At 70.4% G+C, this 25623-nt stretch carries 23 protein-coding genes, 1 tRNA gene and 1 riboswitch; of the genes, 10 read left to right on the top strand and 14 right to left on the bottom strand.

Annotation, left to right across the window (positions count from 1 at the left end; all coding sequences use genetic code 11):
- The 4 genes from QN206_10480 to QN206_10465 all read left to right on the top strand — a co-directional run bounded on the left by QN206_10480 (position 1) and on the right by QN206_10465 (position 4753).
- Positions 1–1437: an alpha/beta hydrolase gene (locus tag QN206_10480; protein MDR7615233.1), complete on the top strand. Its 1437-nt coding sequence runs from the start codon at positions 1–3 to the stop codon at positions 1435–1437.
- A 10-nt stretch (positions 1438–1447) separates the two neighbouring features.
- Positions 1448–1897 carry a DUF192 domain-containing protein gene (locus QN206_10475; protein ID MDR7615232.1) on the top strand — a complete coding sequence of 150 codons (450 nt, stop codon included), beginning with the start codon at positions 1448–1450 and terminating at the stop codon, positions 1895–1897.
- Positions 1897–2358 (top strand): DUF1850 domain-containing protein, encoded by a 462-nt coding sequence (locus QN206_10470; protein ID MDR7615231.1) that lies wholly within the window; start codon positions 1897–1899, stop codon positions 2356–2358. Before QN206_10475 ends, QN206_10470 begins: the two co-directional genes overlap by 1 nt.
- A 64-nt stretch (positions 2359–2422) precedes the next feature.
- Entirely contained in the window at positions 2423–4753 is a 2331-nt protein-coding gene (locus QN206_10465) for a sodium-translocating pyrophosphatase (protein MDR7615230.1), read from the top strand.
- Between the two features lie 10 nt (positions 4754–4763).
- Here the strand turns inward: QN206_10465 and thiC are convergent, their stop codons facing one another.
- Complete coding sequence (thiC, locus tag QN206_10460) at positions 4764–6086, bottom strand: phosphomethylpyrimidine synthase ThiC (GenBank protein MDR7615229.1); 1323 nt, start codon at positions 6084–6086, stop codon at positions 4764–4766.
- 54 nt (positions 6087–6140) lie between these two features.
- Positions 6141–6253, bottom strand: a riboswitch (TPP riboswitch).
- A gap of 75 nt (positions 6254–6328) precedes the next feature.
- Between thiC and QN206_10455 the strand changes: the two genes are divergently transcribed.
- A complete protein-coding gene (locus QN206_10455) occupies positions 6329–6919 on the top strand; it encodes a YceI family protein (GenBank protein MDR7615228.1) in 591 nt (196 codons plus the stop codon).
- Positions 6920–6952: 33 nt separating this feature from the next.
- On the opposite strand, the gene QN206_10450 is transcribed toward QN206_10455, so the two are convergent.
- The 6 genes from QN206_10450 to QN206_10425 all read right to left on the bottom strand — a co-directional run bounded on the left by QN206_10450 (position 6953) and on the right by QN206_10425 (position 10934).
- Positions 6953–7498 carry a DUF488 domain-containing protein gene (locus QN206_10450; GenBank protein ID MDR7615227.1) on the bottom strand — a complete coding sequence of 182 codons (546 nt, stop codon included), beginning with the start codon at positions 7496–7498 and terminating at the stop codon, positions 6953–6955.
- Between the two features lie 3 nt (positions 7499–7501).
- Complete coding sequence (locus tag QN206_10445; GenBank protein MDR7615226.1) at positions 7502–8320, bottom strand: metal ABC transporter permease; 819 nt, start codon at positions 8318–8320, stop codon at positions 7502–7504.
- Positions 8301–9032 (bottom strand): metal ABC transporter ATP-binding protein, encoded by a 732-nt coding sequence (locus QN206_10440; protein MDR7615225.1) that lies wholly within the window; start codon positions 9030–9032, stop codon positions 8301–8303. Before QN206_10440 ends, QN206_10445 begins: the two co-directional genes overlap by 20 nt.
- A gap of 13 nt (positions 9033–9045) precedes the next feature.
- Positions 9046–9924, bottom strand: a complete 879-nt coding sequence (locus tag QN206_10435) for a zinc ABC transporter substrate-binding protein (GenBank protein ID MDR7615224.1) — start codon at positions 9922–9924, stop codon at positions 9046–9048.
- Complete coding sequence (locus QN206_10430) at positions 9921–10325, bottom strand: transcriptional repressor (protein MDR7615223.1); 405 nt, start codon at positions 10323–10325, stop codon at positions 9921–9923. The genes QN206_10435 and QN206_10430 overlap by 4 nt, the downstream gene beginning before the upstream one ends.
- Before the next feature lie 90 nt (positions 10326–10415).
- Positions 10416–10934: a MogA/MoaB family molybdenum cofactor biosynthesis protein gene (locus tag QN206_10425; protein ID MDR7615222.1), complete on the bottom strand. Its 519-nt coding sequence runs from the start codon at positions 10932–10934 to the stop codon at positions 10416–10418.
- Between the two features lie 59 nt (positions 10935–10993).
- Between QN206_10425 and QN206_10420 the strand changes: the two genes are divergently transcribed.
- The 3 genes from QN206_10420 to gltB all read left to right on the top strand — a co-directional run bounded on the left by QN206_10420 (position 10994) and on the right by gltB (position 17781).
- A complete protein-coding gene (locus QN206_10420; GenBank protein ID MDR7615221.1) occupies positions 10994–12637 on the top strand; it encodes a GAF domain-containing protein in 1644 nt (547 codons plus the stop codon).
- Complete coding sequence (locus QN206_10415) at positions 12634–13221, top strand: response regulator (GenBank protein MDR7615220.1); 588 nt, start codon at positions 12634–12636, stop codon at positions 13219–13221. The genes QN206_10420 and QN206_10415 overlap by 4 nt, the downstream gene beginning before the upstream one ends.
- Before the next feature lie 129 nt (positions 13222–13350).
- Positions 13351–17781, top strand: a complete 4431-nt coding sequence (gene gltB / locus QN206_10410; protein MDR7615219.1) for a glutamate synthase large subunit — start codon at positions 13351–13353, stop codon at positions 17779–17781.
- A gap of 3 nt (positions 17782–17784) precedes the next feature.
- Here the strand turns inward: gltB and QN206_10405 are convergent, their stop codons facing one another.
- Both QN206_10405 and QN206_10400 read right to left on the bottom strand, forming a co-directional pair.
- Positions 17785–19119 (bottom strand): aspartate aminotransferase family protein, encoded by a 1335-nt coding sequence (locus tag QN206_10405; protein ID MDR7615218.1) that lies wholly within the window; start codon positions 19117–19119, stop codon positions 17785–17787.
- 2 nt (positions 19120–19121) lie between these two features.
- The gene (locus tag QN206_10400) at positions 19122–19325 is read right to left on the bottom strand and encodes a hypothetical protein (GenBank protein MDR7615217.1); all 204 of its coding nucleotides are present in this window, start codon (positions 19323–19325) and stop codon (positions 19122–19124) included.
- A gap of 109 nt (positions 19326–19434) precedes the next feature.
- Here QN206_10400 and QN206_10395 point away from each other — a divergent pair, with 109 nt between their 5' ends.
- Together QN206_10395 and QN206_10390 are read left to right on the top strand one after the other, a co-directional pair.
- On the top strand, positions 19435–20676 hold the full coding sequence (locus tag QN206_10395) for a damage-control phosphatase ARMT1 family protein (protein ID MDR7615216.1): 1242 nt from the start codon (positions 19435–19437) through the stop codon (positions 20674–20676).
- Positions 20677–20710: 34 nt separating this feature from the next.
- Positions 20711–20845 carry a hypothetical protein gene (locus QN206_10390; protein MDR7615215.1) on the top strand — a complete coding sequence of 45 codons (135 nt, stop codon included), beginning with the start codon at positions 20711–20713 and terminating at the stop codon, positions 20843–20845.
- 54 nt (positions 20846–20899) lie between these two features.
- Here the strand turns inward: QN206_10390 and QN206_10385 are convergent.
- The 5 genes from QN206_10385 to QN206_10365 all read right to left on the bottom strand — a co-directional run bounded on the left by QN206_10385 (position 20900) and on the right by QN206_10365 (position 25592).
- A tRNA-Met gene (locus QN206_10385) sits at positions 20900–20976 on the bottom strand.
- Between the two features lie 224 nt (positions 20977–21200).
- Positions 21201–22406 (bottom strand): ABC transporter permease, encoded by a 1206-nt coding sequence (locus QN206_10380; protein ID MDR7615214.1) that lies wholly within the window; start codon positions 22404–22406, stop codon positions 21201–21203.
- A 6-nt stretch (positions 22407–22412) separates the two neighbouring features.
- The gene (locus QN206_10375; protein ID MDR7615213.1) at positions 22413–23123 is read right to left on the bottom strand and encodes an ABC transporter ATP-binding protein; all 711 of its coding nucleotides are present in this window, start codon (positions 23121–23123) and stop codon (positions 22413–22415) included.
- Positions 23120–24685 (bottom strand): efflux RND transporter periplasmic adaptor subunit, encoded by a 1566-nt coding sequence (locus QN206_10370; protein MDR7615212.1) that lies wholly within the window; start codon positions 24683–24685, stop codon positions 23120–23122. Before QN206_10370 ends, QN206_10375 begins: the two co-directional genes overlap by 4 nt.
- Positions 24686–24695: 10 nt before the next feature.
- Entirely contained in the window at positions 24696–25592 is an 897-nt protein-coding gene (locus QN206_10365; protein MDR7615211.1) for a Ppx/GppA phosphatase family protein, read from the bottom strand.
- Positions 25593–25623: the final 31 nt, after the last annotated feature.

The following is a 25623-nucleotide window of genomic DNA, read 5'->3' as shown; positions in this document are numbered from 1 at the left end:
ATGCCGGTCCTGGGGCTCATGCTCGGCCTGATGCTCGCGCTCGGCGGGGTGTCCCGTGAGCGGGTGGACGCCCCGGGCTTTGCAGAACCGCACACCCCGCCCGCCCTCAACCGGAGTGTGGCCTTCCGCTACGTGCATCCGGGCCGCCCGCCCCGGGCGGTCCTGGTGCTGATCCCGGGGCTGAGTGGCGGAGCGGGCTCTCTGGATCTCTTGAGCCGGGCCCTGGCGGCCCGCGGGCCGGTGGAGGTGTGGGTCTGGGAGCGCCGCAGCAACCTCCTGGAAGACCACACGGGCCTGCGGGAAGCCGTGCGCGCCCAAAACCCCGCCTTCGCGGTGGCCTACTACTTCGCGCCCGGGTTCGAGCTCCGGGGCCGGCGGTTTACGGAACCGGATCCGCAGGCCCTCCGGGCCATGGCCCATTGGGGCCTGGACGTGCACCTCCGGGACCTGCACGCTTTGCTCCAGGAGATCGGGCGCCGCCGTCCGGGAATGCCCATCTTCCTGGGCGGACACTCCCTGGGCGGAGTCCTCGCGGCCCTGTACGCCGCCTACGACTTCGGCACCGGGGCCGACCCGGATCCGGGACTCCGCCGGGTGCGGGGCCTCGTGTTCCTGGACGGGCTCCCGGTCCCCGTCCTCCCACCCGTGGACGAACGGGCGTACCGGAACGGGCTCGTGCTCCCCGCGGTGGGACGCATCCCGGGTGCAGACCCCCTGGTGCAGGGACAGGTCCTCCCCTACCTCGCCTTCCCCACCCTCAACCCGACCCTCACCCGGGCCCTCTCCGTGGCCGCGCTCCTCGCCCGGTTCCGGCCCCAGGAGCGTGCCGGTCTCCCTGTAGCCCCCACCTATCCTCAACCCCTCACCAACGAGGCCGCCCTGGGGATGAGCCTGGACGACAACGTCCAGCGGAACTTCGCCCTCCGCGCGCGCCTGGGCCTTCCGGACGGCATCTTCGACCTCGACCCAGACCCCTCCGGCCGAAGCCGGGGCCTGGTGATCCTTTCCTCCCTCCGGCCGCACCCCGGCCGAGGACTCGTGGGATGGCGCAACGGCCCGGAGGTCGGGGAGCCCACGGACCTCCAGGAGCTCGTCTCCGCCGCGGTGGACGAGGAATCGGACTTCTCGGAGTGGTATTTCCCCCTGCGGTTGCTCCTGGACGTGGCGGTGGCGGCGCGGATGGATCCCTCGACCCCGGTCCGCGGCCTCGGGCGGGTACGCCCGCCGAGTACCTTGAATCTGCCCATGCTGTCCATCGGCGCGGGGCAGGGGATCCTGCGGCATCTCTGGATGCATCAGCTCTTCTTGCGCCGCACCGCAAGCCGGGACGCCACCGTACACATCCTGCCGGAGGCCGCCCACCTGGACGTGGTCACCGCCCACCCGAACCCCGCGGTCCCCCTCCTCCTGCGGTGGATGGAGGACCGGGTGCCGTGAAGAGGGCGCCATGCGGTTGCTGATCCTGGTGGCCTTGCTGGCCTTGGCAACCCAGCCGGCGGGGGCCCCGCGGTTCAAGCGGGGGGTGGTGATCCTCCTGCAGGATTCCCGGCGCGTGGTGGTGCAGGTGGAGGTGGCGGATACCCCGCAGGCCCGGGCGCGGGGCCTCATGTTCCGCACGCACCTTCCGGAGGACCACGGCATGCTGTTCCTGTTCGAATCCCCGCAGCGCCTCGTCTTCTGGATGAAGAACACCCTGATCCCCCTCTCCATCGCCTTCATGGACGCCCGCTGGCGGATCGTGGACATCCAGGATATGGATCCGCCCCGTCCGGGCGGCGAGATCCCCATCTACGTCTCCCGGGCGGAGGCCCAGTACGCCCTCGAGGTGAACCAGGGGTTCTTCGGACGGCACGGGATCACCGTGGGCGCCCGGGCCCGCTACCGACCGCTGCCCTGATGCGGGGGACGCTCCTCCTCCTTCTCTTGGCGCTCCCGGCCGCCTTCTCCGATGCTGCCCCGGTTTCCCTCTGCCTGAGGGAATCCCCCTCCTTCGAGATCCGATACACGCACTCCGTGGAGCGGACTCCCGTGGTCGAGACCTACCGGGTTCAGGGGAAAACCCTCGTGCTCGTGGGGATGCGGTTCCGGTCCTCGGGGTGGGGACTCCCCTCGGAGGGCTACGTCCGGCAGGACGGGTGGTTTGTGCTCTCCGGTCTACACCGCCCCCTGGACGCCCTGCGCCTGCGCGTGACCCGGCTCAACCGGTACGTCCTCGTGGCAGAACGCCGCGCGCTTCCCCTCCTCTCGCTCGCGGGCGATGGCGGGATGCTCGTGCTCTCCGCGGACCAGACCCGCGACTGCGCCCGCGTGCTCCGGATCGTCCGCTCCTCCACCGCGCGGCCCGGATTGGTAAGATAAGGAATGGTCTCCCGGGGGAGGCTCCGGGAGCGCGAGTCTCCGGTAGGGAATCAGGAGGATCGGGATGTCCGAAGCCAAGATCGTCCTCCCGCCCTTCTCGGGCACCGAGCTGGCCCTTCTGTGGGCGGTGCTGGGGTCCGCCTTCCTGGCGCTCCTGTACGGAGCCTACCTCCGGGCCCGTGTGCTGCGGGCGGATCCCGGTCCGGAGTCCATGGTCTCCGTGGCCCGCGCCATCCAGGAAGGGGCGTACGCGTACCTCAGCCGGCAGTTCCGCACCATGGCCTGGTTCATCGTCCTCCTGACCGTGGGGCTGTACCTCCTCTACCTTCCGATCTACCGGGATAAACCCGTCCTGGCGGTGGGCGTGGCGGGTGCCTTCCTCATGGGATGCCTGGCGTCCTACGGCGCGGGGTATGTGGGGATGACCTCCGCGGTTCAGGGCAACGTGCGGGTCGCGAACGCCGCCCGCCGCTCCTTCAAGGAGGCCTTGGAGCTGGCGTTCCAGGCAGGGACCATCTCCGGGATGTTCACGGTCGGGTTGGGGCTTCTTGGAGCCGTGATCATCTTCATGCTCTTCCGAGAGGACGCCATGCGGGTCCTCGTGGGATTCGGGTTCGGCGGGTCGCTGGTGGCCGCCTTCATGCGGGTGGGAGGCGGGATCTACACGAAGGCCGCGGATGTGGGTGCGGATCTGGTGGGGAAGGTGGAGGTGGGCATTCCGGAGGACGATCCCCGCAACGCGGCCGTCATCGCGGACAATGTGGGCGACAACGTGGGCGACTGCGCGGGAATGGCCGCGGACGTCTTCGAGTCCTACGAGGTGACCCTCGTGGCCGCCATCATCCTCGGGGCGGCCACCCTTCTGGATCCCGTGTTCCGGGCCCGGTTCCCGGACGAGGCATCGGCCCAGGCCTTCGCCCTCAAGCTCATCCTCTTCCCGCTCCTCGTGCGGGCCGTCGGCGTGTTCGCCTCCGTGGTGGGAACCTGGGTGGTGCGGGGCTCCGACGAGGAGGTGGGGGATCCCATGAAGCCCATCAGCCGGGGCTTCTGGACCGCCGCCCTCCTCGCCACGGTGGGATTCGGGGCCATCACCCATGCCTACCTGGGAGACTGGCGGTTCTTCTGGGCCACCTTCATGGGGATCGTGCTCGCGGTGGTCATCGAGCGCATCACGGACTACTACACGCACACGGATCGTCCGCCCGTCACGGAGATCGCCTACGCCAGCAAGACCGGATCCGCCACGCTCCTGCTGACGGGGTTGGGGCTGGGAATGGAGAGCAGCGTGTGGTCCATCGTGGCCATCGGGGCCACCATCCTGGCGTCCTTCGCCATCTTCGGGGGAGACCTGGCGCTCTCCGCCTACGGGATCGCGCTGGCGGGGCTCGGGCTGTTGACCACCACGGGCTTCATCCTCGCGGAGGACACCTACGGGCCCATCGTGGACAACGCGAACGGGATCTTCGAGATGTCCGGGGTGGAACGGGGGGACTCGCTCGCGGGCCGGATCGTGGCGCGCCTGGATCAGGTGGGCAACACCACCAAGGCCCTCACCAAGGGCTTCGCCATCGCCACCGCGGTGGTGGCGGCCACGGCCCTGTTCCGCTCGTACATCGACGAGGCGAGGCTATTGGCGGATCCCGCAGAGCTGCAGCGCGCGGTACAAGCGGGAGGACAGGGCCTCCTCGCGGCCCTGGAGCGGGTCGGCATCCAGGTGAACCTGCCCCTCGTGTTCATCGGACTGTTGATCGGCGGGGCAGTACCGTTCCTGGTCTCCGCCTTCCTCGTGCGGGCCGTGGGCCGGTCCGCCTTCCAGGTGGTGGAGGAGGTGCGCCGGCAGTTCCGGGAGATCCCGGGTCTTCTGGAGGGCCGGGCCCGACCCGAGTACTCCCGGTGCGTGGACATCGTGACCGCCGCGGCCCAGCGGGAGCTGTTGCCGAGCGCGTTGGTGGCCATCTCGGCGCCGGTGCTCGTGGGATTCGGGCTGGGGGCCGGGGCCCTGGGAGGGTATCTCGCGGGCGCCATCCTCACCGCGCAACTCCTGGCGGTGTTCATGGCCAACACCGGCGGGGCCTGGGACAACGCGAAGAAGAAGATCGAGGACGGCTACCTGGGCGGGAAGGGGACCGAGTACCACAAAGCGGCGGTGGTGGGGGACACGGTGGGCGATCCCCTCAAGGACACCGCGGGTCCGGCCCTCAACCCCATCATCAAGGTGATGAACCTGGTGGCCATCCTCATCGCCCCCCTGGTGATCGGGGACCTTCCCGGGGTCGCGCGAGGCGCGGTGGTGGTGGCCGCGCTCGTCGTGATCGCCCTCGCGGTGTGGATGAGCAAGCGCGGGGCGCTCGTGCAGCGGACAGGCGCGGTTCCCGTGCCGGAACTGGGGAAGTGATCCCCGGCCCCTAGGCGGAGGAGACCGCGGGGAGTTCTGCCCCCCGGGCTCGCCGGACCACGTGCTCCACCAGATTCATGGGACAGAACGGCCCGCACATGGAGCAGGCCCGGGTCTGCGAGTTCCGCTCGGCAAAGATGCGCCGGGCCACCTCCGGGTAGAGGGCCAGCCGGAACTGCGCTTCCCAGTCGAGCCGGTAGCGGGCCTCCGACATGCGGCGGTTGCGCTCCACGGCCCGGGGATTCCCGCGGGCCACATCCGCGACGTGCGCGGCGATCTTGAAGGCCACCACCCCCTCGTAGACCTGCTGCGGGGTCGGCAGCGCCAGATGCTCCGCGGGGGTTAGGTAGCACAGCATGTCTACCCCGTACATGCCCGCCACCGCGCCGCCGATGGCGCCCGCGATGTGGTCGAAGCCTGCCGCGGTGTCCACGGGGAGCATGCCCAGCACGTAGAAGGGCGCTTCCCGGCACAGCTTCTTTTCCAGCTGCACGTTCGTGGCAATCTCGTTCAGGGGCACGTGCCCGGGCCCCTCCACCATGGTCTGGACGCCGGCCCGCCGGGCCCGTTCCACCAGCTCCCCCAGCACGATGAGCTCCTCCACCTGGGGTCGATCGAGGTCGTCCGCCAGGCACCCGGGCCGCAGCCCGTCCCCGAGGCTCAGGGTCATGTCGTACGTTCGGGCGATCTCCAGCAGACGGTCGTAGTACTGGTAGAGGGGATTTTCCGCCCCGTTGTGGAGCATCCAGGCGGCGATCAACCCCCCACCCCGGGACACGATCCCCGTGACCCGCTCCGTCCGCATGTACCGCTCCAGGGCCTGCCGGGTCACCCCGCAGTGCACGGTGATGAAGTCCACGCCCTCCCGTCCGTGACGTTCGATGGTGGCAAACAGGTCGTCGACGGTCATGTGGAAGAAGGATCCCCGCTTGCGGGCGGCCTCGAACTCCGCCTCGTAGATGGGGACCGTACCCAGGGGAACCGGGCAGCGTTCCAGGAGGGCTTTGCGGATGGCCGGGAGATCCCCGCCCGTGGAGAGGTCCATGACGGCATCGGCTCCTGCCGCCAGGGCAAGCCGCAGCTTCTCCAGCTCTTCCTCCGGGTTCACGTAGTCGTAGGAGGTTCCCAGGTTGGCGTTGACCTTCACGGACAGCCCCTTGCCGATGCCCGTGTAACGGGTCAGGGTGCGGTGGTGCGGGTTGGCGGGGATGACCACGAGGCCTGCGGCCACCTTTTCCCGGATCTCCTCCGGCGGGACTCCCTCCGCCTCCGCGACGTAGGCCATGGCTTCCGTGATCCTGCCCTGGCGGGCGAGCTCCATCTGGGTCGCCATCGCACACCTCCTGGACTTTGGACGGACCGGGAAAGCCAGGGGAGAGGGCCTGTAAAGGCATCCCAGGACCGTTCCCTCCGCCGGAATTACCCGGATCAGGTTCCAGGGGTCGGCCCCGCACCAGGGGCCCTCTCAGCCCGGTTGCCCGAGCTCCCCCAGGTCCTTCGCCGCTACCTTAGCCTGCCGCCCGCGCGCTGTCAACGCGTGACGCATCCGATATAGAGCCGCTTTACCGTGAGGCCATGCGGGTCAGCATCCCGATCGGCCTCCTCGTGCTCGCGGTGGTGACGGCGGCGGAGGCGATTCCTCCACTCCCCGCGGGCCTGTTCGTGCTGGCCCCGGAGGAAAGTCGGATCACCTTCTTCGTCCAGGACAACCGGGGCGGGTTTACCGGGTATGCCCGGGAGATGGAGGGGAGGGCCCTCATTCGGCAGGTCCAGGAGTGGGTCTATGGGGCGGAGGTTCAGGTGCGGGTACCCGCGCGATCTCTGACCACGGGACTCGGCCTGCGGGATGCCCAGATGCACCGGGGGCACCTGCACCCGGATCGGTTCCCGGTGATCGCCTTCACGGGAACGGTCCATGCGGCAGGAGTGCGGATCGCCTCCGAGTTCCCCGCGGAAGTCCGGGGGCTCCTCCTCCTGCACGGGAGGGAGCGGGAGATGGCATTTCCGGCCCGCATCATCCCGCTCCCGGACGGGTTCCGCGGCCGGGGAGAATTCGTGGTCCGCATGAGCGAGTACGGAATCCCCATCCCGCGGTTTCTGATCTTCGTGGCGGAGGATCCCGTGCGGGTGACGGTGGACCTGGTCTTCCGGCGCTCCAGCCCCTAAGTTGACCAACCCCCTGGAAGCCGGAGGAAACACCTAATCCGGGACCGGGTAGAGGATCCGGGTGCCCTCCACCCGGGCGAACTTCGGCAGGCGGTGAGGTTCGCACCCTCGGTCCGTGATGTGGCGGACGTCCCAGCCGCGCACCAGGAACGCGTCGCTCAACAGCTGCCGGTGGCACCGCCACGGGCTGGCCTCCGCGCACATGAGACAGAGGCGGTGCCGGCCCGCCAGGGCCTCCAGCTCCTGGAAGATGTGCTCGAAGGCCTCCGTGAGCATGAAGTCCGCGTAGGCCCGGAAAGACCCCACTTTCCAGCCCGTGTTCACGGAACCCGGTTCGGGCCTGCGGTAGCCACCCAGGTCCCCCCGCCACACGTACCCGATGCCCCGGCGATGCAGGGCCTCCGAGAGCGCCTCTCCCCGGAAATGGGGGAACCGCCGGGAGGTGGGCCACCGCCGCACGTCCACCAGGACGTGGATCCGGTGGGCCTCCAGGAGGGCGATGAAGACCGCAAGGGGGCGGGTGGAGTGGCCGACGGTGTGGATCGTGCGGGGACGTTCGCAGGCCGCGGAGCGAGCCATGGTCTATCCGCGGGCCAATCGGGTGCTTCCCGCGAACAACCCCAGCGCGATGAGGACCACCGCACCGCTGGGGGCGATGTTCAGATAGAAGCTTGCCACGAGCCCCAGCAAAACGGACGTGAGGCCGAACGCGACCGCAAGGCCCAGCGTGGCCCGGAAGCTGCGGGCCAGCCTCAGGGCCGCGAGCGGCGGGAGAGCGAGCAGGGACCCGGTGAGCAGGATCCCCACCACCCGCACGGAGACCACCACCGTGACGGCCACGATGGCGCTGAACAGGAGGTTGAGAGCGTCCACGGCGATCCCCTGCGTGCGGCTTGCCTCCTCGTCCAGGGTGATGGCGAGCAGCTCCTTGTACAGGAGTCCCACGGCTCCCAGCACGGTTCCGCCTAAGGGCACCATGAGCCAGAGATCCCGGGGCTGGACTGCCGTGAGGGCGCCGAAGAGGTACGTGAAGAGGTCCGGGGTAAACCCTCCACCCAGGCTGAGGAGGACGGTTGCCACCGCGTAGCCCGCGGAGAGGAACACCGCGAGGACCGCCTCCCCGGGGATCTTCCCCCGGGCGCGCAGCCGCTCGATGCCCATCGCGGCCAGCAGAGCTACCCCGAGGGCTCCCCAGAGGGGATCGGCGTCGAGGAGGAGGGCCAGGGCGACGCCCGCGAGGGCGGTGTGGGAGAGGGTATCCGCGATGAGGCTCAGCCGTCGCAACACCAGGAACACGCCCATCAGGGGCGCCACCACCCCCACCACCGCGCCCGCGGCGAGCGCCCGCTGCATAAACCCGTAGCTCAGGATCTCCAGCATGCTAGTGCCGGTGCGCCACAAGCCAGCTTCCCGCCGGGTACAGCTGCTCCAGGGCCCCGGATCGGAGGGCTTCCTGGGGGCTTCCGTGGAAGAAGAGGCGGCGGTTCAGGCATGCGAGCCGGGTCACCTCCCGGGCCACCACGCCGATGTCGTGGGAGACGAGCACCAGGGTGACGCCTTCCCCGTTCAGCCGGTGCAGGAGCCCGTAGAACCGCTCCTGCGCCTCCACGTCCACGCCCACCGTAGGCTCATCCAGGATCAGGAGCTCGGGCTCCGTGGCGAGGGCCCGGGCAATCTGCACCCGCTGCTGCTGGCCTGCGGAGAGCTGGGTCACGGGCCGGTCCCGGTACCGCTCCATCCCCACGATCCCCAGAGCCCGCTCCGCGGCCTCCTCGTCCACCTTCGTGAACCGATGCCCCATCCCCACCCGTCCCACCCGGCCGCTCAGCACCACCTCCCGCACCGTGGCGGGCAGGCGCCCTTCGTACGGCACGGACCGTTGGGGCACGTAGCCCACGCGGGGCCAGTCTCGGAAGGACCGGAGGTCGATTCCGAACAGCCGCACGGACCCGCGGCTGGGACGCACCAGCCCCAGCATCACCCGCAGCAGGGTGGTCTTGCCCGCCCCGTTCGGGCCGATGATCCCCAGGAAGTCCCCCCGGTGCACCACCAGGTCCACGTCCTCCAGGACGCGCTCGCCGTCCCGGTCCACGCACACGCGGTGGAGCTCCACCACAGGAGGGTTCCTAGCGGCACTCCAGTCCATGGGCCAGCTGGCGGAGGTTCTCCGCCATCACGGTGAAGTACGTCCGTCCCCGGTTCTGCTCTTCCGGATGGAGGGTCTCGAGAGGGTGCAACACCGCGGTGTGGGCCCCCACTTCCCGGGCGATGGCCTCCGCGATCCGGCGGGTGGGGGGGGACTCGAAGTAGACCACGCGCACGCCGTACCGTCGGGCCAGCCGCACCACCTCCCGGATCTTCGCCGGGGAGGGTTCCGCCTCCGGCGCGAGTCCCGTGATGGGGATCATCTCGAGCCCGTACCGCCGGGCCAGATACCCGAAAGCCGCGTGTGCGGTGATGAAGGTCCGGGTGCGGCATCTTCTCAAGCGCTCCCGAAATCTCTCGTGGAGGGCGGCGAGCTCGGCCCGGATCCGCCGTGCGTTGCGCCGGTAGACCTCCGAGCCCTCCGGATCCGCCCGGGAAAGGCCTGCCCGGATTCGCTCCACCTGCTCCTGCGCCAGTACGGGGTCGAGCCACACGTGCGGATCCACGGCCGCTCCGGGTCGGGGCCGCAGGAGCGGCAGACCCTCCGTGGTATTGACCAGCAGCACGTCCTTGGGGAGTTCAGGCCGGAGCTTTTCGACCCACGGCTCCAGCCCGGCCCCGTTGTAGAAGAGCACCCGAGTCCGACGGAGGAGAAGGAGATCCCGGGGCGTAGGCTCGTAATGGTGTACCTCCATCCCCGCGGGGACGAGCTGCCGCACCCCGAAGCGGCCGGCGGCCACGCGCCGGGTGAACTCGTAGAGGGGATAGAAGGTGGCCACGGCGAGGGGCCTCTGCGGGCCCGCGGCCTCCACCGCCCCGAGGAGGAGCAGGGGAAGTGCGAGGAGAAGGATGCGCCTCACGGGATCCCCTCCGGCTCCTGACAGCCGGCGCAGTAGCCCACGAGCTCAAGCCGGTGTCCGGTGACCCGGAACCCGCGGGTCCGGGCGACCCGCGCCAGGGCCGCCACGTTGCATCCCTCGAAGGGTTCCAGCCTCCCGCACCGCAGGCAGATGAGGTGGTGGTGGTGCGCGCGGACGAGCTCGTACCGGGTTCGGCCGTCTCCCAGGTGCAGGGTCTCCACGAGTCCTTGGGCCTGGAGCAGGTCCAGGGTGCGGTACACGGTGACCCGGCCGATCCGGGGCAGGAACTGACGGGCGCGGGCGTGGATGGCGTCCACGTCCTGCGCGCACCCCAGTTCCTCCAGGGCCCGGAGCACGGCCCGGCGCTGCGGGGTGAGGCGGTGGGGCGGCCGGTTCCGCACGGTGAGACAGGGATGAAATCGAGTTTCGGTTTCAATTCTACCTTCCCATCCGCGGCCCGTCAACCCGGGACAGGTCCGTCCGGCCGGTGCTCATCCGGGTCGGCCGGCCTCCCGCACCAAGTGCCCCAGCTCCGGGAGGACCAGCTTCTCCATGGCCAAGCGCACCCCGTGCGGGGAGCCGGGCATGCTGAGGAGGATCTTTCTCCGGTACACGCCTCCGATGGCCCGGCTCAGCATGGCCGCGGGCCCGACCTCCTGGTAGGAGAGCACCCGGAACAGCTCCCCGAATCCTTCCAGGCGCTTCTCCACGAGCTCGGCCACCACCTCATGGGTCACGTCCCGGGGTGCGATGCCGGTCCCTCCCGTGGTGAGGATGGCCTGCACCTCCGGATCCTCGGCTGCCGCCTCGATCCACCCCCGGATGGCTTCCCGCTCGTCGGGCACGATCCCCCTGCGCACCACCCGGTGGCCGTGGGCGGTCAGCATCTCCACCAGGAGGTTTCCGCCCGTGTCGGTCTGGGGGGTCCGGGTGTCGCTGATGGTGAGGACCGCGCACCCCACGGAGAGGGGGGCGGTCTCCCGGTGGTTTCGCACGCTGGAAGACTCCATCGTACCAATTATGGCACGCGCTTGGCGGCCGGAGCCTCCAGCCCTACAATCCCCTTGGGATGACCCCCCTCGAGCTCCAGCAGCGGCTGCAGCGCAAGGCGGCGGAGATCGCCGCCTTGCGGGAGATCGGACGAGCCATCAGCCAGGCCCTGGACTTGGACTCCACCCTGGCCCTCATCACCCGCAAGACCGCGGAGGTGATGGGGATGGATTCCTGCTCCCTTTACCTCCTGGATCCCCAGCGGGAGTACCTGGTGCTCAAGGCCACCACCGGACTCGCACCCGACGCCGTGGGTCGGGCCCGGCTGCGCCTGGGAGAAGGGCTCACGGGGTGGGCCGCCAGGCACGGACAGCCCGCCTGGAGCAGCGACGCCGCGCGGGATCCCCGGTTCGTGTTGCTGCCCGAGACCCAGGAATACCGGTTCCGGTCCCTGCTGGCGGTTCCCCTCACCGTGGGCGGACGGGTCCTGGGCGCCATGAACGTCCAGACCCGGGCAGAGCACGAGTTCCAGGAGGAGGAGGTCGAACTGTTGAGCCTCATCGCGGACCTGGCAGGCGGGGCCATCGAGAAGGCTCAGCTCTACGACCACATGCGTCGGCAACTCCACGAGCTCCGTACCCTGGCGGAGCTGAGCCAGACCCTGGCCTCCCCCCTCTACCTGGAGCAGGTGCTGCAGGTGATCGTGGAGATGGCCGCCCGGATGCTGGACGCCCGGCTGGTGAGCCTGTTGCTCCTGGACGAGGAAACCTCCACCCTGCGCCGGGCCGCGGCGCACCCCACGGACGGCCGGTACACGGAGCGGGATCCGATCCCCCTCGGGGAGGGGATCGCGGGCCGGGTGGCCGCCACGGGGGAGGTGGAGGTGGTCCGGGATCTCGTCCAGGACCCCCGGTTCTACGATCCCGAGCTGGCCCGGGAGCAGGGGCTTCGCTCCATGGTGTGCGTGCCCCTCCGGGTCCGGGACCGCACCATCGGGGTGCTGAACTGCTACCGGGCCCAGCCCCACGCCTTCTCCGCCGGCGACGTGAGCCTCCTCACCACCCTGGCCGCCCAGACCGCCCTCGCCATCGAGAACGCCCACCTCGTGATGCGGTCCGCGGTGGTGCGGGAGATGCACCACCGGGTGAAAAACAACCTCCAGACCATCGCCATGCTCCTGCGGCTGCAGCTGGGAGAGGACCCGGATCCTCGGGTGCGGGAGGTGCTCACGGAGACCATCAACCGGGTCCTGGGCATCGCCGCGGTGCACGAGATCCTCTCCCTGGAGGGATTCCGCACGGTGAACCTCCGGGAGGTCCTGGATCGGGTGGCCCGGGCGGTGGTGGCCAACATGTGCCCCCCGCACCTCGCCCTGGAGGTCTCCGTGGAGGGCGAGGACGTGTACTTCCCCTCGCAGCCCGCCACCGCCGCGGCCCTGGTGGTCACGGAGCTCGTGCAGAACGCTCTCGAGCATGCCTTCCAGGACCGCAGCCGCGGGCGCCTCACCGTACGCCTCGGACAGACTCCCACCCACGTGCTCCTGGAGGTGGCGGACGACGGCCGGGGTCTTCCCCCGGACTTCGACCCCCGGGCCTCCTCCGAGCTCGGGTTACGCATCGCCTGTACCCTGGTCCACGAGGACCTTCGGGGGGAGCTGCGGGCGGAGAACCGGGAAGGCGCGGTGTTCCTGGTGCGCATCCCCCGGGAGGTGCTGCGGTCGTGATCCGCATCGTGATCGCGGACGACGAATCCCTCATCCGCATGGGGCTTCGGTCCATGCTGGAGGAGAGGGGCTATCGGGTGGTGGGGGAGGCCTCCGACGGGCGCCGCGCGGTGGAGCTGGTGCGCAAGCTGCGGCCGGACCTGGTGATCCTCGACATCAAGATGCCGGAGCTGGATGGCCTGGAGGCCGCTCGCCAGATCCAGGGAATCCAGCCCACCCCCGTGGTGATGCTCACCGCCTACAGCGAACGGGAGCTGGTGCGCCGGGCCCAGGCCGCGGGGGTTCTGGGGTACCTCGTGAAGCCCATCAAGGAAGAAGACCTGGTGCCCACCATCGAGGTGGCCCTCGCCCGGTTCCGGGATCTGCGGGAGCGGGAGGGCCGCATCGCGGAACTGGAGCAAACCCTGCAGGACCGCAAGCTCGTGGAGCGGGCCAAAGGGATCCTCATGCGCCGGGAGGGTCTCACGGAGGAGGAAGCGTACCGCCGGATCCAGCAGGAGGCCCGGCGCACCCGGCGACCCATGCGGGCGGTGGCGGAGGAGATCCTGACCCGGATCGGCTCTGATCAACAAGATTTATCATAAACTTCCTTGACATTCCCGCCCGGGAATTGTTACCTAGAGGAAAACCGGAGTGGGTCAAGCGGGCCCGAGGGGACGTGCTTCGGCCCTCTCGGGCTTTCCCGTATTTCCAGGACGGAGCCGGCGACCGCGATGTCGTGGACGGATCACTTGGATCTGCGAACCCTCCTGAGGGAGCGGGACGCCTGCGGGGTAGGCTTTGTGGCCCGCACGGACGGAACTGCCTCCCACGCGGTTCTGCGCCTGGCCTTGCAGGCCCTGCGGAACCTGACCCATCGCGGGGCCCAGGCCGCGGACGGCCGGACGGGGGATGGGGCGGGGATCCTCACCCAGATCCCGAAGGGGATGTTCCGCCGGATCCTGCACGAGATGGGGATCCGGGGGGAGATCCCCGCCTTCGCGGTGGGGATGTTCTTCCTCCCCCGGGAGGTGGAGGCACGGGAGGTGTGCCGCAGGGCCTGCGAGGCGGAGTTCGCGGCGCTCGGCGTGCCGCTTCTGGGCTGGCGCAAGGTCCCCGTGCAGCCCAAGGCCCTGGGCGAGTATGCGCTCGCGACCCTTCCGTGGATCGAGCAGGTGTTCCTGCGCCAGCCCGACGGCCTGGAGGAGGAGGCGTTCGAGCGTCTCCTGTACCGCCTGCGCCGGCGCATCGAGCGGCGTGTCAGGCCGCTGGGCGCCTACATCCCCTCCCTCTCGTGTCGGACCATCGTGTACAAGGCCCTGGTGAGCGCGCCCCAGCTGGAACAGTTCTACCTGGACCTGCAGGATCCCGATTTCTCCGTGCAGGCCGCGGTCTTCCACCAGCGCTACAGCACCAACACCAACCCCTCCTGGCCTCTCGCGCAGCCCTTCCGGCTGCTGGCCCACAACGGGGAGATCAACACCCTGCTGGGCAACATCCACTGGATGCGGGCCCGGGAGCCGGAGCTCCGCAGTCCTCTGTGGGACGAGGCGGTGGGAGATCTCGTGCCCATCATCCAGCTCGACGGCAGTGACAGCGCCATGCTGGACAACGCGGCGGAGCTGCTTCGCCGCAGCGGCCGGGACCTGCTCCACGTGGTGCGGATGCTGGTGCCGGAGGCCTGGGAGAAGGATCCGGAGCTGGATCCGGAGGTCCGCGGCTTCTACCGGTATCACGCCTGCCTGATGGAACCCTGGGACGGGCCCGCGGCCCTGGCGTTCTTCGACGGCCAGGTGATCGGGATGGCTCTAGACCGGAATGGTCTTCGGCCCGCCCGGTACACCATCACCCGGGACGGGCTGGTGATCGCGGGGAGCGAGGTGGGGGTTCTCTCCCTGGCACCCGGGCGGATCCTGGGGCGGGGCCGGCTCGGTCCGGGCCAGATGATCGCCGTGGACCTCCGCTGTGGGACGGTCCAGCACCACGCGGAGATCCTTCAGAACCTGAGCCGTCGCCGTCCGTACGCGGCGTGGGCCCAGCGCATCCGGGAGGCGGGAAAGGCCCCGGCGCCCTCCGTGACCTCCGGGAACGGGGAGGAGTCCCTGCACGCGCTGCACCTGGCCTTCGGCTACACCAAGGAGGACCTGCAGCGGGTGTTGGCCGCCATGGCCGCGGAGGGAAAGGACGCGGTGGGGTCCATGGGCGACGACACCCCGCCCAGTGCCCTCTCGCACCACCCGCGGCTTTTGTACCAGTTCTTCCGGCAGCGGTTCGCGCAGGTCACCAACCCCCCCATTGACTCCCTGCGGGAGCACACGGTGATGTCCCTGGACGTGTTGCTGGGGCCGCGGCGGTCGCTGCTGGAGGAGACCCCGGAGCATGCGGACCTCGTGCACCTCCCGAGTCCCATCCTGGCCCCTGAAGAGTTCCAGTGGCTCCTGAGCCCCGCCTGTCCGTTCCGGGCGGTACGGCTTGAGGCCCTGTTCGATCCCGCGGGCGGGGCTGAGTCCCTCCGGTCGGCCTTGGAGGAGCTCGTGGAGCAGGCCGCAAGGGCCGTGCGCGAGGGAGCGGGGATCCTCGTGCTCAGCGACCGGAACGTGAGTCCCCATCGGGCTCCCATTCCCATGCTGCTCGCGGTGGGCGCGGTCCACCACCACCTGATCCGGGAAGGCCTGCGGATGCGGGCGGGGTTGGTGGTGGAGACCGGGGAGGCCCGGGAGGTGCACCACGTGTGCTGTCTTGCGGGCTACGGGGCGGAGGCAATCTTCCCGTATCTGGCCCTGGAGACCGCGGATCGGCTGCACCCGGACGGGGCCGCGAAGCTCCGGAAGGCCCTGGAGGCGGGTCTGCTGAAGGTCATGGCCAAGATGGGCATCGCGCCCTTCGCGGCGTACTGCGGGGCCCAGATCTTCGAGGCCATCGGGCTGGATGAGGAGCTGGTGGCCCGGTACTTCACCGGGACCCCCGTCCACGCGCCCGGGGTGGGGCTCGAGGCCATCGCGCAGGACGTCCTGCGGCGGCATGCGGCGTACTGCCGGGCCCGGGAGCACCCGGACCTGCCGGACATCGGGTTCTACCGGTACCGGCACGGCGGGGAGACCCACGGGTACGAGCCCGCGGTGGTGAAGGCCATCCACCGGGTGAGCCAGAGCGGCCGCCCGGAGGACTTCCAAGCCCTGGTGGAGACCGCCACGCGGCGGCCCCCTCAGGCATTGCGGGATCTCCTGGAGATCGTGCCCGCGGGGCCTCCGGTGCCCCTTGAGGAGGTGGAGCCCGCGGAGGCCATCCTCCGGCGGTTCGTGATCTCCGCCATGTCCCACGGGGCCCTCTCCCGGGAGGCCCACGAGACCCTGGCCATCGCCGCGAACCGCCTGGGCATGCGCAGCAACAGCGGCGAGGGCGGGGAGGATCCCGAGCGCCGCAAGCGCCGCCCCAACGGCGACTGGCCCAACACCACCATCAAGCAGGTGGCCAGCGGCCGGTTCGGGGTCACCGCGGGGTACCTGCGGTCCGCGGTGGAGCTGGAGATCAAGATGGCCCAAGGGAGCAAGCCGGGGGAGGGCGGGCAGCTCTTGGGGCACAAGGTGACGGAGGAGATCGCCCGGCTGCGCAAGACCCAGCCGGGCACCACGCTCATCTCCCCACCGCCCCACCACGACATCTACAGCATCGAGGACCTGGCCCAGCTCATCTACGACCTCAAGCAGGTCCATCCGGAGGCCCATGTGGCCGTGAAGCTGGTGGCCACCACGGGCGTGGGCACCATCGCCTCCGGAGTCGCGAAGGGATACGCGGACGTGATCCAGATCAGCGGGCACGAGGGCGGAACCGGGGCTTCCCCCCTCGACTCCATCAAGAACGCGGGTCTCCCCTGGGAGGTGGGGCTCGCGGAGACCCGGGTGGCGCTGGTGCGCAACAACCTGCGGGACCGGGTCCGGGTCCGGGTGGACGGCGGGTTCAAGGTGGGTCGGGACGTGATCTTGGCGGCCCTGCTGGGGGCGGACGAGTACGGGTTCGGGACCACGGCCCTGGTGGCCCTGGGGTGCGTGATGGCCCGGCAGTGCCACTCCAACACCTGCCCCGTGGGCATCGCCACCCAGCGGGAGGACCTGCGGGCCAAGTTCCCCGGTACCCCCGAGCGGGTGGAGGCCTTCTTCCGTGCCCTCGCGGAGGACGTGCGACGGTGGCTTGCACGGCTCGGGGTCCGGAGCCTAGAGGAGATCATCGGCCGGGTGGATCTGCTGCGGGTCCGGGAGGACGTTCCGTTGCCGAAGTCCGAGCGGCTGGACCTCTCGAAGCTCCTGGAGCCCGTGGAAGGGCCTGCCCGGGGGAGCTGGAACCCACCGATTCGGGTGGAGGGAGCCCTGAATCAGCTCCTGGTCCAGCAGTACCGGGACACCATCGAGCGGGGGACCCCGGCCACCGGGCATCATCCCATCACCAACCGGGACCGCACGGTGGGCGCGACCCTCGCGGGCGAGATCGCGGCCCGGTGGGGAGACGAGGGGCTCCCGGAGGGCACCCTGCGCTTGGAGTTCGAGGGCGCTGCGGGTCAGAGCTTCGGGGCGTTTCTGGTGCCCGGGATGCACTTCCGCCTCGTGGGGGAGGCCAACGACTACGTGGGCAAGGGGATGAGCGGTGGGGAGATCGTGCTGGTGCCGCCGCCGGAGCTGCGGCGGCAAAGCCACCGGCACGTGATCCTGGGCAACACCGCCCTGTACGGCGCCACGGGCGGGGTGCTGTTCGCGGCGGGACGGGCCGGGGAGCGGTTCGCGGTACGCAACAGCGGCGCGGTGGCGGTGGTGGAGGGCGCGGGCGACCACTGCTGCGAGTACATGACGGGCGGGATGGTGGTGGTGCTGGGGCCTGTGGGCAGGAACTTCGGAGCCGGCATGACGGGCGGAAAGGCCTTCGTGCTCATGGATCGCCGGGTTCTCGAGCGCCGGATCAACCCGGAGTTCGTGGAGGTGGAAGCGCTCTCCGAGGAGGAAGCGGAGGCGCTGCACCGGCTCCTCGCCCGCTACTTCGAGGCGACCTACAGCGCTCGGGCCCAGTGGCTCCTGCAACGCCGGCAGGCCTGGCCCGAGCTCCTGTGGGCCGTGCGCCCCAAGGTGCCGGAAGCCGTCAAGACCCCGGTCCCCGTGGTCCGGCGGCGGGCGGGGTAGCGCTTACCCCATGGCCGCCTGGACGGCGTCCCGCAGGATCTCCACCATCCGGTCCACCTGCTCCTCGGTGATCACGAAGGGCGGCGCGAAGCAGATCACGTCGCCGATGGGATGCTCTCCCCGCTGACCGGTTCGCAGCCGCCCCAGGAGTCCGCGTCGTCTCGCTTCCCGTAGGACCCGCCCGCCGAGGCCGATGGCCGGCTCCTTGGTCTTCCGGTCCTCCACGAACTCCACCCCGGCCATGAGTCCCAGCCCCCGCACGTCCCCCACCACTGGGAGGTCGCGCAGGGTCTCCAGCCCCTCCAGCAGGCGGACTCCCATGGCCGCGGCCCGCTCCACGAGGTTCTCCCGCTCCAGGATGTCCAGGTTCGCGAGAGCCACGGCACAGCACGTGGCGTGGGCGGAGTAGGTGGCCGCGTGCATGAACCGCTGCTCCAAGGGGGCCTCCAGGATGACCTCGTGGATCTCCCGGGAGACCATCACGCCCCCGAGCGGGAGGTAGGCGCTGGTGACCCCCTTGGCGAAGGTCACCATGTCCGGCCGTACCCCCCAGTGCTCCAGGGCAAACCACCTCCCCGTACGGCCGAACCCCGTGATCACCTCGTCCGCGATGAACAGCACATCGTACCGGTCACAGATGGCCCGCACCTTTGGGAAGTAGTCGGGGGTGGGCGGGATGAGGCCGCCCGCTCCGATCACGGGCTCCGCGATGAAGGCAGCCACGTTCTCGGGCCCTTCCCGCAGGATGGCCTCCTCGAGGGCCTCGGCCATGGACCCGGGGTACCGGTACGGGTAGGAGGGCGGGATGTGCACGAATCCCGGGACGAGCGGCTCGAACATCCGCTGGTAGGCGGGGATCCCCGTGGCGCTCATGGCTCCCAGGGTGACCCCGTGGTAGGCGTGCACCCGGGTGATGATCTTGGTCTTCGTGGGCTTGCCCCGCCGCTTCCAGTAGTAGCGGGCGATCTTGAAGGCGGTCTCGTTGGACTCCGCACCGGAGGTGGTGAAGTAGACCCCGGAGAGGTTCGGATACGCGAGCCGGAGCAGCCGGTCCACCAGCCGGACGGCGGGCTCGTTGGTGTAGCCCGCGTAGGCGCTGGTGTAAGCCAGCCGTCGCATCTGTGTGGCCGCGGCCTCCGCGAGCTCTTCCCGCCCGTGCCCGACGTTCACGTTCCACAGGGACGCGAGGCCGTCGATGTACTCCCTCCCCGCCGCGTCCCGCAGGAGGGCGCCCTTTCCCTCCACGAAGAGGATGGGGTCATCGTGGTCCACGGGATGATGGAGAGGGTGGATGAAGTGTTCACGGTCCACCCGCAAGAGTTCCTCCGGAGTCTCCACGGCTACCCCCTCGACCGGACGAGTTCCTCGATGGGGCGCCCGAGCAGCAGCCGGCCGAGCTTGCGGTGGCCGATTTTGAGGTAGTGCCGCTTCCAGACCGCGATCACCTCCTCCTTGGTCTGCGCGGCGTCCAGCTCCGCCTTCACCTGCTGCAGGTAGGCCCGCTCCTCCTCCGGGCTTGCGAAGGTGGGCTCCCGTTCCGCCATCGCTCCCTCCGATGCCTAGAGTTTCCCCTTCCGCGGAATTCGCGCCACGGGCCACCGCTTCCTCTCGCCCCGAGGAGCCGGGGGGATCCACGTCAAAGAAGACGATCGGATGGAACCGCGTGGCTTCGACCTCCCGCCGCCTCGGGTGGATCTCCGGGCGCTGCCGCCGCCCCTGCGGACCTCGGACCCGGACTCCTTGGCCCAGCGCACCTTCCGGATCCGGGTCCCCCGAATTCTGGAGGAGGTGGCAGATCAGAATCCCTTCCCCCCGGAGATCCAAAGGGCGCTCGCAGACCTCCGGGAGGAGATCCTCCACGGCGTCATCCGGCCCCTGGCCGAACCCGCGCCGGACCGGCCGCTGTGGGACGCGCTCTCGGGTCCGTACCTGGGCGCGAGCTGGCAGGACGTGCCGTGGTACTGGGCCGAGGCCTTCTTGTACCGGCGGCTCCTGGAGACGACCCGGTACTTCCGGATCGGCCCCTGGTACGGCGTGGACCCCTTTTGGCGCAGGAAGGAGGCGGAGCTCCGCGGGGGCCTTCGGGCCCTGGAGGCGCTCCTCTCCGAGCTTCCTGAGGATCCCGAGGATCGCTTCCGGCATCTCTTCCAAGCAAGCCTGTGGGGCAACCGGTTCGACCTCAGCCTTCCGGAGGTCGTGGAGGAAGCCCGGGCCGCGCCCGGAGGGGATCCCCACACCCGGCTCCTGGCAGACGACACAGGGCCCGTGTGGGCGTTCCTGAGGGAGTCTTGCGGACTTCGGATCGCGATGGTCCTGGACAACGTGGGCCGGGAGCTTCTCGCAGACCTCGCCCTGGTGGACTTCCTGCTGGAGGAGGGGATCGCGAGGGAGGTGGTCCTGCACGTGAAGTGGCACCCCTTCTTCGTCTCGGACGCCACGCCTCTCGACGTGCTGGCCACCCTGGCGGCGGTAACCGAGGCCGGAGGGAGCCCGGGAGCGCTGGGAGAACGCCTGCAGGCCGGCCTCCGGGAGGGCCGGGTGCGCCTGACTGCCCACTGGTTCTTCGTCACGAGCCTCGCGTACTTCGAGATGCCTCGGGATCTGGAGGCGGAGCTCGCGGCCACCGACCTCGTGGTCCTCAAGGGAGACGCCAACTACCGGCGCCTGGTGGGAGACGTGTGGTGGCCGCCCACCACCCCCCTCGAACGTGCCGCTGCTTACTTCCCCGCTCCCTTCGTGGTCCTACGGACCCTGAAGTCCGAGGTGGTGGTAGGGCTGCAGGCGGAGGTGGTGGACCGGGTTGGTGCCCTGGACCCGGAGTGGAGGATGAGGGGCCGATGGGGGGTGATCCAAGCCCGGCTCGCGCATCCCCTACCGCCTGGGGCGGATTCATGAGATGATAAGACAAATCCCTTCCTCAGGAGTCGAGATGGGTAGACCCCGGTACAGCGCGCTGAAGCGACAGCGGGAGCTGCGCAAGCAGCTGAAGCGGGAGCAGAAAGCGGCCCGCCGGCAGGCCCGGCGGGAGGCCAAGCGCGCCTTGAAGAGGGAACCGACTCCCTGATCTTCCGCCGGCTGAATGAAACAGGGCCGAGGGCTTTCCTCGGCCCTCAACTCCTGGTAGCGGGGGCGGGATTTGAACCCGCGACCTCCGGGTTATGAGCCCGGCGAGCTACCAGACTGCTCCACCCCGCGTCGCCGTCCTCAGTATACCACGCCTCCTCGACCCATCAACGCGGAATTTCCGTCCCGCTCTTCCGGTTCCCGTCCCCCGGCGGAGTGTTCAGAGTCTTCCGCGGAAGGACTTCCAAGCCCCGATGGGATACAATAAAACTGCCGGCGGGCACGCGGCACCGAGGTGACAGGGAGGCGCCCCCCAAGGGCGATGGCTCAGTCCCTGGAGCGGCCCGCCGGCAGTTTTATTCGTGACGGAGCGCCTCGATGGGATCCAGGCGCGCGGCCCGCCAGGCGGGATAGACCCCGAACACCAGCCCCACCAGGACGGAAAAGCTGGTGGCGAGCACCACGATGGGGATCAGGGTGGCCGCGGTGGGCGGGCTCCCGAGCAAGCGGTCCGTGACGCCCCACGAGATGCCGATCCCCAGGGCCATGCCCGCGAGGCCCCCCAGAAGGCTGATGGCCATGGCCTCCACCAGGAACTGCAGGAGGACGTCCGCAAAACGGGCTCCCACCGCCTTCCGGATGCCGATCTCCCGGGTCCGTTCGGTGACGGAGACCAGCATGATGTTCATGATCCCGATGCCGCCCACCACCAGGGAGATGGCCGCGATGGCCCCGAGGGCCAGGGTGAGGATCCGGAGGATGGCGTCCAGGGAGCTGAGCAGCTGGCTCTGGGTGAGCACCGTGAAATCCTCCACCCGGTGCCTCCGGAGGAGGATCCGCTCCACCTCGCGTCGGGCCCGGGCGATGGAGGCGGTGTCCCGGGCCTGCACGAACAGCCAGGAGGCGTGCTCCACCCGGAAGACCTGCTGGGCGGTGGGGAAGGGAATGTAGGCCCGGTCATCCAGGTTCACGCCCAGCAGCTGTCCCTCCGGCCGCAAGATCCCGACCACCTGGAACGCCCGACCCATGAGCACCAGGCGCCGGCCGATCCCGGCCCGCGGCGTCCGGTACAGCTCCCGGGCGAGGGCGTCCCCCAAGACCACCACCCGGCGGCGCCGGGCGAGGTCGGAGGGAGAGAGGAACCGTCCGTGTGCCACCTGCAGGTTGCGGATGCGCAGGAAGTTGGGGGTGGTACCGATGACGACGGTGGTCGTGGTGCGGCCTCCACCGGAGGCCTCCGCGGTGGTCTGGAGGACGGGAGCGGCCTCGCGGACCGCAGCCCCCTCCTGGATCGCCCGGGCGTCCTCGTAGGTCAGGGTGAGGCGTCCCTCCTCGGTTGGGACCTGCTGCCCCTCCTTGGCCTTCCCCGGGAGCACCCACAGGAGGTCCGGACCGAGGTTCGCGAGCTCCCCCACCACGCTCGAGCGGGCCGACTGCCCGATGGTCACCAGGGCGATGACCGCGGCAACCCCGATGGCCACGCCCAGGGTCGTGAGGAGGGAACGGAGCCGGTGGGTACGGAGGGCTTCCAGGGCGAGGTCAACGGCTTCCCACAGGTCCACGTCCCCTCACCTCGGGGCCGGCCGCGCGGAATGGGGCAAGGGCTCGTCCCGCACGATCTGCCCGTCCTGCAACACCACCATCCGCCGGGCGTGCCGGGCCACGTCCGGCTCGTGGGTGACGAGCACGACGGTGACTCCGGACGCGTTCAAGGACTGGAACAGGGCGAGGATCTCCTCCCCGGAGCGGGTGTCGAGGTTACCGGTGGGCTCGTCCGCCAGCACCAGGCTCGGACGGTTCACCACGGCCCGGGCGATGGCCACCCGCTGCTGCTCCCCGCCCGAGAGCTCTTGAGGCGTGTGGTGGATCCGGTCCGCTAGACCCACCCGCTCCAGCGCTTCCAGGGCGCGGCGGCGGCGCTCCGACCGGGGGACGCCCGCGTACACCATGGGAATCTCCACGTTTCGCAGCGCGGACAGCCGGGGCAGGAGGTTGAAGGTCTGGAACACGAACCCCACCCGCTGGTTCCGGATGTCGGCGAGGGCATCGTCGGAAAGCCTGCCGACGTCCAGGCCCTCCAGGAACACGCGGCCGGAGGTGGGCCGGTCCAGGCACCCCATGAGGTGCATGAGGGTGGATTTCCCCGACCCGGAGCGGCCCATGATGGCCACGAACTCTCCCGGAAAGATGTCGAGGCTGATGCCGCGGAGGGCGTGGACCTCCACCTTCCCTGTTCGGTACACCTTGTGCACCTCGCGTAAGGAGACCACGGGCGTCATGGGATCCCGCGGATGCGGACCCGGAGCCCGTCCCGGAGCAGCTGGGGATCCGCCAGGGCCACCAGTTCCCCCTCCCGGAGCCCCTGGAGGACGGCTACCTGGACCTCGTTGCGCCGTCCCCGGACCACGGGCCTCCTGCGCAGCACCCCGCCCTCCACCACGTAGACGTGCGCGCTGCCGTCCGCGGCCTCCACCACCGCCTCCGCGGGGACCAGGAGGACTCGGGGGATCCGGTCCACCACGAACTCCACGTCCACCGCGGTGCCCACCCGCATCCGTACCGGAGAGGCCAACGCCACCCGCACGCGCACGATCCGGTCCTGCAGCCGCGTCTCCACGGAGGGCGCGATCCAGGTCACCCGCCCCCGGTAGAACCGCCCAGGGTACGCGTCCGCGCGGATCCGCACGGATTGCCCGAGGTGGATCTGACCGATCTCCGCCTCGTCCACCTCCGCGGTGACCCACCCCTCCCGCGCCGCGAGGCGGAGCACGGGGACCCCCGGGCTTACCGCGGCTCCCGGGTTTAGGAGCACCCGGACCACGGTGCCCGCGAAGGGCGCCCGCAGGCGGGACTTCTCCAGCCGTGCCCGGGCCGCCTGGGCCGCGGCGAGGGCTTGCTCTGCCCGGGAGCGGGCGGCTCCCAGGGCCGAGCGTGCCTGCGCCACGTTGGCGCGACCGACCCGCTCTGCCGCCTTCGCCTGCGCCACGTTCTCCACGGCCGCCCTCCGGGCCGCCTCCGCCTGCCGGAGGACCGCTCGGGCGGCTTCGAGCGCGGCCTCCGCCTGAGCCACCTGCTCCTCCGCGGCCACGATCGCCTCCCGGCGGGGTCCGGCCCGGAGGAGGTCCCGTTGGGCCTGGACCTGCCGGAGGCGGGCGCGGGCCGTCTCGTACTGGGTGCGGGCAGCTTCCACCTGGACCTCCGCCACCGCGCCCTCCCGGTGCAGGCGCTCCTGGACCTCCAGGTGCCGTCGGGCTTCCTCCAGCCCGACCTCAGCCGCCTCAACCGCAGATTCCACCTGGCGCAGCTCCTCCGGTCGAGGTCCGGCCCGAAGTTGGGCCAGGTTGGCCCGGGCGGCCCGGTAGGCGGCGAGAGCCTGCCGCAGCTGAGCCCGGGCAACGGCCACCGCCCCCTCGGCCCGCTCTAATTCCCGGCGGGCGGCCCTTCCCGCGGCCATGGCCCTGTGCAGCTCGGCCTCCGCGGCGCGGACGGCTTCCCGGGCCCGTTCGGCCTCGTAGAGGGCGGATCGGGCCGCGGCCGTGGCCTGCTCCGCGGCCGCACGCAGCTCCGCGTCCTCCAGGAGGGCCAGGAGGTCGTCCGCCTCTACGGGTTGCCCCTCCCTGACGAGCACCCGGCGCACGCGCCCCGGAAGTTCGAAGGAGAGATCCACGGTGGGGGACTCGAAGAAGCCCTCCGCGGGGAGGGTCACTTCCAGGGTCCCGCGCCGCACCCGCACCGCATCCACCTCCTGGGCGGTTGGGCGGAATCCCACCCCCGCAGACCACAGAAGCCCTGCGGTGGCCGCGGCCACCAGAAGGACGAGGAGGGCGATCCGATGCCTCATGGGGCCTTTCCTACCGCAGCCGGAGGAGGGCTCCCCACAGGAGGTCGCTCTCGCTCACCACGAGCTCCGGAATCTCCAGCTCCCGCAGCAGGGTGGCCAGGAGGACCGCACCCGCGCAGATGATGTCCGCCCGCTGTGGCTGCAGGCCGGGAAGCCGACGGCGCAGGGCGAGGGGCATGGCGCAGAGGCCCCGCGCCATGGAGCTCACCTTCTGCTGCGTGAGCCGGGTCCCGTGCACCCGTGCGGGATCGTAGGGCTCCAGCGCCTGGTCTACGGCCACGAGGGTGGTGGCGGTCCCGCCCACGCCCACGGCCACGTCCGGGCGGGAGAAGATCCGGCGGTATGGGCCCAGGGTGCTGGCGGCGGTACGGCTCAAAGCTTCCAGCTCCACCTCCGCCGCGGGGTCGCTGCGGATGAACCGCTCCGTCATTCGGACGGCCCCGAGGGGCAGGCTTACCCGGGACTCGATCCGCTCCCGGGTTCCCAGGGTGAGCTCCGTGCTCCCCCCGCCGATGTCCAGGACCAGGATGCGGCCCTGCAGCTCCGGAAGCCCCGCCAGGGCCCCGAAGAAGGAGAGCTCCGCCTCCTGCTCCCCCGTGAGGACCCGGACCCGCAGGGGTTTGAGGTCCCGCTCCAGGGTGGCGCGGTTGCGGGCCTCCCGGAGGGCGCTGGTGCCGAACACCACCAGGGATTCCGCGCCCAGCGCGCCCGCCCGTTCCGCGAACTCCCGGACCGCCCGGACGGTGCGGCCGATGGCCTGAGGGGCCAGCACGGGGCTGTGGGCGAGGCCTTCTCCCAGACGGGTGATCTCCATGCGCTGCAGCAGCGGGGTCACGCGGCCGTCCTCCACGTCCGCCACCAGCAGGCGGACGGAGTTGGTGCCGATGTCGATGGCGGCCCGCCGCACGGCGGGATTGTAACACCGCCCCCGGAAGGGC

Source organism: Armatimonadota bacterium (assembly GCA_031460175.1).
Lineage (GTDB): Bacteria > Sysuimicrobiota > Sysuimicrobiia > Sysuimicrobiales > Sysuimicrobiaceae > Sysuimicrobium > Sysuimicrobium tengchongense.
Note: the sequence above shows the minus strand (reverse complement) of the source record. Positions and strands in the feature narration are given on the sequence as shown.

Coding starts and splice junctions, on each gene's coding strand:
- QN206_10480 (MDR7615233.1), top strand. CDS start 1: ATGCCGGTCCTGGGGCTCATGCTCGGCCTGATGCTCGCGCTCGGCGGG.
- QN206_10475 (MDR7615232.1), top strand. CDS start 1,448: ATGCGGTTGCTGATCCTGGTGGCCTTGCTGGCCTTGGCAACCCAGCCG.
- QN206_10470 (MDR7615231.1), top strand. CDS start 1,897: ATGCGGGGGACGCTCCTCCTCCTTCTCTTGGCGCTCCCGGCCGCCTTC.
- QN206_10465 (MDR7615230.1), top strand. CDS start 2,423: ATGTCCGAAGCCAAGATCGTCCTCCCGCCCTTCTCGGGCACCGAGCTG.
- thiC (MDR7615229.1), bottom strand. CDS start 6,086: ATGGCGACCCAGATGGAGCTCGCCCGCCAGGGCAGGATCACGGAAGCC.
- QN206_10455 (MDR7615228.1), top strand. CDS start 6,329: ATGCGGGTCAGCATCCCGATCGGCCTCCTCGTGCTCGCGGTGGTGACG.
- QN206_10450 (MDR7615227.1), bottom strand. CDS start 7,498: ATGGCTCGCTCCGCGGCCTGCGAACGTCCCCGCACGATCCACACCGTC.
- QN206_10425 (MDR7615222.1), bottom strand. CDS start 10,934: ATGGAGTCTTCCAGCGTGCGAAACCACCGGGAGACCGCCCCCCTCTCC.
- QN206_10420 (MDR7615221.1), top strand. CDS start 10,994: ATGACCCCCCTCGAGCTCCAGCAGCGGCTGCAGCGCAAGGCGGCGGAG.
- gltB (MDR7615219.1), top strand. CDS start 13,351: ATGTCGTGGACGGATCACTTGGATCTGCGAACCCTCCTGAGGGAGCGG.
- QN206_10400 (MDR7615217.1), bottom strand. CDS start 19,325: ATGGCGGAACGGGAGCCCACCTTCGCAAGCCCGGAGGAGGAGCGGGCC.
- QN206_10395 (MDR7615216.1), top strand. CDS start 19,435: ATGGAACCGCGTGGCTTCGACCTCCCGCCGCCTCGGGTGGATCTCCGG.
- QN206_10390 (MDR7615215.1), top strand. CDS start 20,711: ATGGGTAGACCCCGGTACAGCGCGCTGAAGCGACAGCGGGAGCTGCGC.
- QN206_10375 (MDR7615213.1), bottom strand. CDS start 23,123: ATGACGCCCGTGGTCTCCTTACGCGAGGTGCACAAGGTGTACCGAACA.
- QN206_10370 (MDR7615212.1), bottom strand. CDS start 24,685: ATGAGGCATCGGATCGCCCTCCTCGTCCTTCTGGTGGCCGCGGCCACC.